This is a genomic window from Nitrosomonas sp. JL21 (assembly GCF_009833095.1).
Classification (GTDB): Bacteria; Pseudomonadota; Gammaproteobacteria; order Burkholderiales; family Nitrosomonadaceae; genus Nitrosomonas.
Genome location: NZ_QRCB01000052.1, coordinates 1 through 2867 on the forward strand (window position 1 = coordinate 1; position 2867 = coordinate 2867).

General features: G+C 57.0%; 1 pseudogene. It reads left to right on the forward strand.

Features of this window, described 5'->3' with window-relative positions:
• Window positions 1-2867, forward strand: a pseudogene (locus ABF87_RS13385) (hypothetical protein); the annotation flags it as partial.

Below are 2867 nucleotides of genomic sequence, written 5' to 3' on the forward strand. Positions count from 1 at the left end.
TCGCCAATGTTGAGAATTACGTCATCGAGGACGATACGACTGACGCCCGCACCGTGACAATCAACAGCGCGACTATGCATGTGACGGCGAACTCGGTCACCGATGCTGTGACGTTTTATCTGGGCGCATTGACGTTTACCGGCACGATCATCGGCGAGGCTACGGTCGATGATACGCTGAACTTGCTCAGTCTGGGCACCGGAGCCGATGTCAGCGGCGGTACCATCGCGAATGTCGAAGCGCTGGCGTTGGCATCAGGCGCTACGGTTCATCTCTCGGCTGCACAGAACCAGGAATTTATCGGCGCGATCGCGGCACCGGGTACCGGAATCGGCGGTGAAACAATCATGATCACCGGTGATGGCGCAGTCACGACGCTTGCCAATGTCGAAAATTATGCCATTGACGATGATACGACCGATGCGCGCACTGTGACGGTCACTCAAGCGAATACTCATGTGACGGCTACATCAAGTACCGATGCCGTTACGTTTAATCTGGACGCTTTGGCGTATACCGGAACGATCATCGGTGAATCCACCGTCGACGATACGCTGAGCCTGAGCACGGGCGCAGATGTCAGTGGCGGCACGATTGCGAGTGTCGAAGCGCTGACGCTGAGTTCAGGCGCATCGGTTCGATTGTCCGTCACGCAGAACCAGGGATTTAGCGGCGCAATTACAGCGTCAGGTAGTGGAATCGGCGGTGAAACGGTCATGATCACCGGCGATGGCGCAGTCACCACGCTCGCGAATATTGAAAAATACAACATCGAGGATGATTCAACCAATGCGCGGATAGTCACGATCAGCCAGGCGAATACCGGTGTGACTGCCAATTCGGCCAGCGATGCCGTGGCGTTCAATGTCGGCGCGCTGATGTATACCGGTTCGATCACCGGTAACGGAGCAATCGACGATACGTTGAGTCTGGCTATGGGTGCGGATGTCAGTGGCGGCACGATTGCGAACGTCGAAGCATTGACATTGGCATCCCGCGCATCGGTTCGACTGACCGCCGCCCAGAACCAGGGTTTTACGGGAGCTGTTACCGCGCCCGGAACGGGTGTGAATGGAGAAACTATCACTATCACCGGCGATGGCGCGGTAACGACGCTCGCCAATGTCGAGAATTACATCATCGAGGATGATTCGACCGATGCGCGCACCGTGATGATCAGCAGCACAGATACGCATGTCACGGCCAATTCGATCACCGATGCCGTGACGTTTTATCTCGGTGCATTGATATTCAATGGCACTATCATTGGCGAAGCCACGGTCGATGACGCGCTCAATTTGCTCAGTCTGGGCACCGGCGCCGATGTCAGCGGCGGCACGATCGAGAATGTCGAAGCGCTGGTGCTGGCAACCGGTGCGTCGGTTCGCCTGTCTGTCGCGCAGAACCAGGGCTTTATCGGTGCGATCACGGCGCCCGGTACGGGCGTCAATGGCGAACTAATCACGATCGTCGGCGATGGCGCAGTCACTACGCTGGCTGAGGTCGAGAATTATACTATTGACGATGACTCCACCAATGCCCGGACAGTCATGATCAGCAGCGCCGATACGAATGTCACGGCAAATTCAATCACTGATGCGATCACCTTCGATGCCGGGGCGCTGGCGTATACCGGTACGATCACCGGCGAATCATCCGTCGACGATACGCTGAGCCTCGATAACGGCGCGGATATCAGCGGCGGCACGGTTGCGAATGTCGAGGCGTTGACATTGACATCAGGCGCGTCAGTCCGGTTGTCTGCCGTCCAGAATCAGGGTTTCATTGGCGCGATCACAGCGCCGGGTACCGGCATCGGCGGTGAAACAATCACCGTTACTGGCGATGGCGCAGTGATCACGCTTGCCAATGTCGAGAATTATAATATCGAGAACGATACGACCAATATGCGGGCAGTCACGATTACGCAGGCGAACACGAACGTGACCGCGGTCTCGAATACCGATGCGGTGATGTTCGTTATCGGCGCGCAGACCTACACCGGCGCAATCAGCGGAGAAGCGGCTGTCGACGATACGCTGAGCCTGGATAATGGTGCGGATGTCAGCGGCGGCACAGTTGCGAATATAGAAGCGTTGACGTTGACATCAGGCGCATCGATTCGATTGTCTGCCAGTCAGAACCAAGGATTTACCGGCGTGATCACAGCGCCGGGTACCGGCATCGGCGGTGAAACGATCACCGTTACCGGCAATGGTGCCGTGACGACGCTTGCCAATATTGAGAATTATAGTATCGAGGACGATTCGACCGATGCGCGGACAGTCACGATCAGCCAGGCGGACACGAACGTGACCGCAGCCTCGAATACCGATGCGGTAACGTTCGCTATCGGCGCGCAGACCTACACCGGTGTGATTACCGGCGAATCCTCCGTCGACGATACCTTGAGCCTGGATAACGGCGCGGATGTCAGCGGCGGCACCGTTGTCAATGTCGAAGCGTTGACATTGGCTTCGGGCGCGTCGGTTCGGCTGTCTGCCGCCCAGAATCAGGCATTTACCGGTGCGATCACCGCATCCGGTACGAGTGTCAATGGCGAAGAAATTACGATAGTCGGCGATGGCGGAGTGTCGACGCTCACCAATGTCGAGAATTACGTGATAGAAGATGATTCGACCAATGCGCGCGCAGTCACGATCATTCAAGCGAATACGAACGTGACCGCAACCTCGACTACCGATACGGTGACGTTCGCTATCGGCGCGCAGACCTACACCGGCGCGATCATGGGCGAAGCCGCCGTCGACGATACCTTGAGCCTGGATAACGGCGCGGATGTCAGCGGCGGTACGGTTGCAAATGTCGAAGCATTGACATTGACATCAGGCGCGTCGGTTCGATTG